A 6,156-nucleotide genomic window follows, 5' to 3' on the forward strand; every position below is an offset into this window, starting at 1 on the left:
TCCCCGCGCGATGCAGCCGCGCGAAGTTCTCGTGCGGAAAACGGCCGTCGGCGTCGTTGCGGGCCGCATCGGCGGCCAGATCGGGCGCGAGGCGGTCGAGCAACGCGGCGACGCGTGCGTCGTTCGCATCATCGGCCGGGTCGGCAGGCAGGAGACGCAGCGCAGGCTGCGGGGACGGCGAGGAAGCGGCAAGGCTGGCGGACATCGAGACGGATTCCCTGGGGAGTGCAAACACGGCGCCAACGCGCGCCCGATCATTCACGAGCCCACAGCGTATGCGTAACGCAATCCGGCCCAAACCATGCAAATCTGATATTCAAATCGGGATTGATTATTTCCGTTCCGCATGATCCCGGCGTTAACCTGCGCTCCATTCCTGCCCGGCCGTGCGCCGGGACATCCCCGCACCGGAGACCCAGATGAGCGTCGAATTCATCGGCATGATCCAGAGCCAGAAGCAGTCGGAAATCCACCCGGCGTCCGGCCCCGTGGTCGATCCCGACTACGTGCGCGACTTCGCGCGCGCCCACGAAACGGCCGGCTTCGACCGGATCCTCGTGCCGCATCATTCGACCGGCCCGTCGGCGACGCTGACGATCGCGTTCGCCGCGGCCGCGACCGAGCGCATCCACTTCATGCTCGCGCATCGTCCGGGCTTCACCGCGCCGACGCTCGCCGCGCGGCAGATCGCGACGCTCGACCAGTTCAGCCGCGGCCGGCTCGCCGTGCACTTCATCTCCGGCGGCTCGGACAGCGAGCAGCAGCGCGACGGCGATTTCCTCGACCATGACGCGCGTTATGCACGCACCGACGAATACCTCGGCATCCTGCGGCGGATCTGGACCGAAGCGCAGCCATTCGATCACGACGGCGCGCACTACCGGTTCACGCAGGGTTTTTCGGAAGTGAAGCCGTTCCAGCAGCCGCATGTGCCGATCTACTTCGGCGGCGCGTCGGAAGCCGCGCTCGCGGTGGCCGGCAAGCACGCGGACGTCTATGCGCTGTGGGGCGAGTCGCTCGACCAGGTGCGCGACCTGACCACCCGCGTGCGCGCCGAAGCCGCGAAGCACGGCCGGCAGGTGCGCTTCTCGGTGTCGTTCCGCCCGATCCTCGCCGCGACCGAAGACGAAGCGTGGGCGCGCGCGCACCGCATCCTCGACGAAACGCGCCGCCTGCGCGAAGCGGCCGGCCTCGGCGCCGGCGGCCCGCAGCAGAGTGAAGGCGCGCGCCGCCTGCTTGCCGCGGCCGATCGCGGCTCGCGCGTCGACAAGCGGCTGTGGACCGAGATCGCGAAGCTCACCGGCGCGCGCTCGAACTCGACGGCGCTCGTCGGCACACCCGAGCAGGTCGCCGATGCGCTGCTCGACTACTACGACCTCGGCGTGACGACCTTCCTGATCCGCGGCTTCGACCCGCTGGAAGACGCGATCGACTACGGCCGCGAACTGATTCCGCGCGTGCGCGGCGCCGTCGCCGCACGCGACGCCGCACGTCGCGCCGCCTGAGCCCAACGGAGCGATACCTCATCATGTCCGCCGTCCTGTCCTCGCCCGTGCGCACCGCATCGGGCCTCGAACTCGCCGAAGCGCCGCGCCAGCATTTCTGGTTCGACCCGACCGCGCCGCGCATCGACGTCGCCGCCGAGCGCCGCCACCGGCAGGAGCGGCTCGCGGCCGCGTTCCGCCTGTTCGCGCGCTTCGGTTTCGCGTCGGGCCTCGCCGGCCACATCACCGCGCGCGATCCGGAGTTGCCCGATCACTTCTGGGTGAACCCGCTCGGCGTGCATTTCTCGCAGATCAAGGTGTCCGACCTGCTGCTCGTGAATGCCCGCGGCGAGACCGCGATCGGCACGCGGCCGCTGAACAAGGCCGCATTCGCGATCCATGCGGCGATCCACGAAGCCCATCCGCACGTCGTCGCCGCGGCGCACACGCACTCGACCTACGGCAAGGCGTGGTCGACACTCGGCCGTCCGCTCGATCCGCTCACGCAGGACGCATGCGTGTTCTACGAGGATCACGCGCTGTTCGACGATTTCACGGGGATGGTCGTCGATACCAGCGAAGGCGCACGGATCGCCGATGCGCTCGCGAAACCGGACGGCAGCACGCACAAGGGCGTGATCCTGAAGAACCACGGGATCCTGACGGCCGGCCCGACGGTCGAGGCCGCCGCATGGTGGTACATCGCGCTCGACAACGTCGCGCACACGCAGTTGCTGGCGGAGGCTGCCGGCACGCCGCAGCCGATCGATCACGCCACCGCGCGCCACACGCACGGCCAGATCGGCGGCCCCGACGGTGCGCTGCATGCGTTCGACAGCCTGTTCGCGCGCGTCCTCGCCGACGAACCCGACCTGCTCGACTGAGCGCCTTTCCGCAAGACCGGAGACCAGACGATGACCCACACCACCGCACCCGCGCCCGCGCCCGCCGGCGCGCACGACGACAAACGCCGCCGGCTGCTGCGCGCGGCCGGCGCCGCCGCGCTCGCCGCGCCGGCGATCACGCTCGGCCGCAAGGCATGGTCCGCGCCGCCGCTGAAGAAGCTCACGTTCGCGTGGAACCAGAACGCGTTCTGCCTGACGCCGATCGTCGTCGCGCAGGAGCGCGGCTTCTTCGAGAAAAACGGCCTGAAGGTCGAGCTGATCAACTACAGCGGCTCGACCGACCAGCTGCTCGAATCGATCGCGACCGGCAAGGCCGATGCGGCGGTCGGGATGATCCACCGCTGGCTCAAGCCGCTCGAAGCCGGCTTCGACGTGAAGATCATCGGCAGTTCGCACGGCGGTTGCGTGCGGCTGCTCGGCGCAAAGGCGGCCGGCGTCACGACGCTGCAGGCGCTGAAGGGCAAGACGGTCGGCGTCAGCGATCTGGCCGCGCCCGGCAAGCACTTCTTCTCGATCCTGCTCGCGAAGAACGGGATCGATCCCGAGCGCGACATCACGTGGCGGCAGTATCCGGCCGACCTGCTCGGCGTCGCGGTCGACAAGGGCGAGATTCACGCGATCGCCGACGGCGACCCGAACCTCTATCTGCTCGAGAAGCGCAGCAACGGCGCGTACACGGAACTCGCGACGAACCTGTCCGGCGAATACGCGCGCAAGGTGTGCTGCGTGATCGGCGCGCGCGGCGATCTCGTCCGCAACGACCGGCCGTCGGCCGCCGCACTCGCGCGCTCGATCGTGCAGGCCACCGAATACACGCACGACAACCCGAACGAAGCCGCGAAGGTGTTCGCGAAATACTCGCCGAAGATCGACCCCGAGGATCTGCGCAAGCTGTACGCGACGCTCACCTATACGCATCACCCGACCAACGTCGACCTGCAGCAGGAGATCGCATTCTATGCGGACGACTTCCGCCGCATCAGCGTGCTGAAGAAGAGCACGGACCCGCAGCGCTTCGCGCAGCAGGTCTACGCCAACGTACTGGGGTAACGCGATGTCGACGATCGAACACGCTTCCGCCGCCCGCACTGCGCCGGCACCTGCCGGCGGCAGTGCCGCCCCGTCCGCGCGCGTCGCCTGCACGGCCTGCGAAGCCACGCAGGCCGCCGAAGCGCGCCGCGCTCGCCTCTGGCCGACCGGGATCGTCGCCGCATTCGCGTGGGCCGCGCTCGGCGCGCTCACGCAACTGTGGCCGAACCGCATCGTCGGCTTCAGCGACTGGGCGTACACCGACACGTTCGGCACGGCCGCGTGGACGATCGCCGCACTGCTGCTGGCCGCCGCGACGCTCGGCCATCTCGTCCCCGCCACGCGCACGCGGCTCACCCGCGTACGCCCGGCCGGGCCGTGGCTCGTCGCGTTGCCGCTCGTGCTCGCCGCGTGGGAGATCGTCACCGCGAAAACCGGCTGGCTGCCGACGCCGTTCTTCGCGCCGCCGCAGGCGCTGATCGAGGTCTACGTCGACGACTGGCCGCGACTCGCGGGCAGCGCCGGCAATACGCTGAGGCTGCTCGCGCTCGGGTTTGCGTACGGCGTCGCGGTCGGCTTCGCGGTGGGCGTGTCGATCGGCTGGTCGCGCCGGATCGGCTACTGGGTGCATCCGGTGCTGCGCGTGCTCGGCCCCGTGCCGGCCACCGCGCTGCTGCCCCTCACGTTCTACTTCTTCCCGTCGAGCTATTCGGCCGCCGCGTTCCTGATCGCGCTCGCCACCGGCTTCCCGGTCGCGGTGCTCACGTGGTCGGGCGTCGCGAGCGTCAACAAGCAGTACTACGACGTCGCGCGCACGCTCGGCGCGAACGCGCGCTTCCTCGTGCTGCGCGTCGCGATTCCGGCCGCGCTGCCGCACGTGTTCGTCGGCATCTTCATGGGGCTGAGCGCGTCGTTCACGGTGCTGGTCGTCGCGGAAATGATGGGCGTGAAGTCGGGGCTCGGCTGGTACCTGAGCTGGGCGCAGGGCTGGGCGTCGTACGTGAACATGTATGCGGCGCTGATCGTGATGGCGCTGCTGTTTTCCGGGCTGATCGCGCTGCTGTTCGCGGTGCGCGACCGTGTGCTCGCGTGGCAGAAAGGAACCGTCAAATGGTAAGCGCCGCCGTGCTGGACTCCCCCGTTGCCGCCGCACCCGCCGTTACCGCGCCACGCGGCGCGCGCATCGACATTCGCCGCGTGAGCCATGCGTTCGACGGGCCCGGCGGTGCGCTGCCGGTGCTCGACGACGTCACGCTGTCGGTCGCGGCCGGCGAATTCGTCGCGCTGCTCGGCCCGAGCGGTTGCGGAAAATCGACGCTGCTGCGCCTCGTCGCGGGGCTCGACGCGGCACGGCAAGGCCGCATCGCGCAGGACGGCGTGCCGATCGAGCGCCCCGATCCGTCGCGCATCGTCGTATTCCAGGACCCGACGCTGTACCCGTGGCGGCGCGTGCGCGCGAACGTCGCACTCGGCCTCGAAGCGCGCGGCGTGGCGCGCACCGCGCAGCATCGCGTCGACGATGCGCTCGCGCGCGTCGGGCTGCAGGACTTCGCGAACGTGTTCCCGCATCAGCTGTCCGGCGGGATGGCGCAACGCGTCGCGCTCGCCCGCGCGCTCGTCAACGATCCGCGCCTGCTGATTCTCGACGAGCCGCTCGGCAAGCTCGATTCGCTGACGCGGCTCACGATGCAGGCCGAGCTGACCGCGCTGTGGCAACGCGACGGTTTCTCCGCGCTGCTCGTCACGCACGACGTCGAGGAAGCGCTGTTCCTCGCGCAGCGCGTGATCGTGTTCGGTCCCCGCCCGGCACGGATCGTCGCCGAATTGCACGTCGATCTGCCCTACCCGCGCCATCGCGGCGACCCGCGCCTCGCCGAATTGCGCCACGACGCGCTGCGGCATCTCGGACTCGACGCGAGCTGGTAGATGGCGGGTGCCGTTCGACGTCCGGTCGCCGCCCGGCTCTGGCGCGTGCGATGAACGCACCGCTCTTCTCCGACTGGGCGATCGCGTTCCTGCAACTGCTGTATCGCGCGCAAATCGCGCTGGCACGTGTGCTGCACGCGCTCGGCCTGACGGCGGACGCGGACGGTCAGGGCGCGTGGCCATGGGCGCACCGTATCGCGCTCGAAACGCTGCGCATCGATGCCGGACTGACGCGGCAACTCGCGTTCGCGTGCGCAGCGACGGCACTGGCGGTCGTGCTCGCCTGCATCGCGCTCGTTTCGCGCAGGCGGCGTGTCGCCTCCGCGCTCGCCGCGCTGGCCGTCGCGTGGTTCGCGCCGTGGCCGCCTTCGTCGCTGTGGCTCGCGCCGGCCGTGCCGACGAGCTTCCAGCGCGATCCCGCGCCGTTTTCCGTATCGAGCGTGATGCGCGGCGCGCACCTGTATGCGCAACACTGCGCCGCGTGCCATGGCGCGGACGGCCGTGGCGAAGGGCCGCTCGCGGCCACGCTCGCGCACTGGCCGCCGACCTTTGCCGGCACGCTGCTCGCGCGGCGCCTCGACGGCGAACTGTTCTGGCGCGTGCGGCACGGCACACGCGACGAGCACGGCGCGTCGACGATGCCCGGGTTCGCCGCGACACTCGGCCCGCAGGACACGTGGGCCGTGCTCGACTACCTGAAGGCGCTGGCCGCGGGCAGCGGCGCACAGGCGGAAGGCGCATGGCCGGTGCCCGTCCCGCTGCCGGCGCTCGACGTGCGCTGCGGCGACGCCGCGCCGCAACCGCTCGATCGC

The 6,156-nt window shown here is 70.4% G+C and carries 6 protein-coding genes and 1 pseudogene; 6 read left to right on the top strand and 1 reads right to left on the bottom strand.

What is annotated here, in order from left to right:
- Positions 1–205: pseudogene (locus G3N62_RS33730) on the bottom strand (acyl-CoA dehydrogenase); the annotation flags it as partial.
- 214 nt (positions 206–419) lie between these two features.
- Between G3N62_RS33730 and G3N62_RS33735 the strand changes: the two are divergent.
- The 6 genes from G3N62_RS33735 to G3N62_RS33760 form a co-directional block, all read left to right on the top strand.
- Positions 420–1,505, top strand: coding sequence for an LLM class flavin-dependent oxidoreductase (locus G3N62_RS33735; protein WP_049032552.1), 1,086 nt, complete (start codon positions 420–422; stop codon positions 1,503–1,505).
- Positions 1,506–1,528: 23 nt separating this feature from the next.
- Complete coding sequence (locus G3N62_RS33740) at positions 1,529–2,368, top strand: class II aldolase/adducin family protein (protein WP_124608397.1); 840 nt, start codon at positions 1,529–1,531, stop codon at positions 2,366–2,368.
- Positions 2,369–2,398: 30 nt separating this feature from the next.
- Positions 2,399–3,439 carry an ABC transporter substrate-binding protein gene (locus G3N62_RS33745; RefSeq protein WP_124669371.1) on the top strand — a complete coding sequence of 347 codons (1,041 nt, stop codon included), beginning with the start codon at positions 2,399–2,401 and terminating at the stop codon, positions 3,437–3,439.
- 4 nt (positions 3,440–3,443) lie between these two features.
- A complete protein-coding gene (locus tag G3N62_RS33750; RefSeq protein ID WP_124669372.1) occupies positions 3,444–4,535 on the top strand; it encodes an ABC transporter permease in 1,092 nt (363 codons plus the stop codon).
- Positions 4,529–5,344 (top strand): ABC transporter ATP-binding protein, encoded by an 816-nt coding sequence (locus G3N62_RS33755; RefSeq protein WP_124669373.1) that lies wholly within the window; start codon positions 4,529–4,531, stop codon positions 5,342–5,344. Before G3N62_RS33750 ends, G3N62_RS33755 begins: the two co-directional genes overlap by 7 nt.
- Positions 5,345–5,394: 50 nt before the next feature.
- Positions 5,395–6,156 (top strand): cytochrome c (locus G3N62_RS33760; protein ID WP_206141465.1); only part of this gene is annotated, 762 nt, incomplete at its 3' end.

Source organism: Burkholderia sp. Tr-20355 (assembly GCF_017104685.1).
Taxonomy (GTDB): Bacteria; Pseudomonadota; Gammaproteobacteria; order Burkholderiales; family Burkholderiaceae; genus Burkholderia; species Burkholderia seminalis.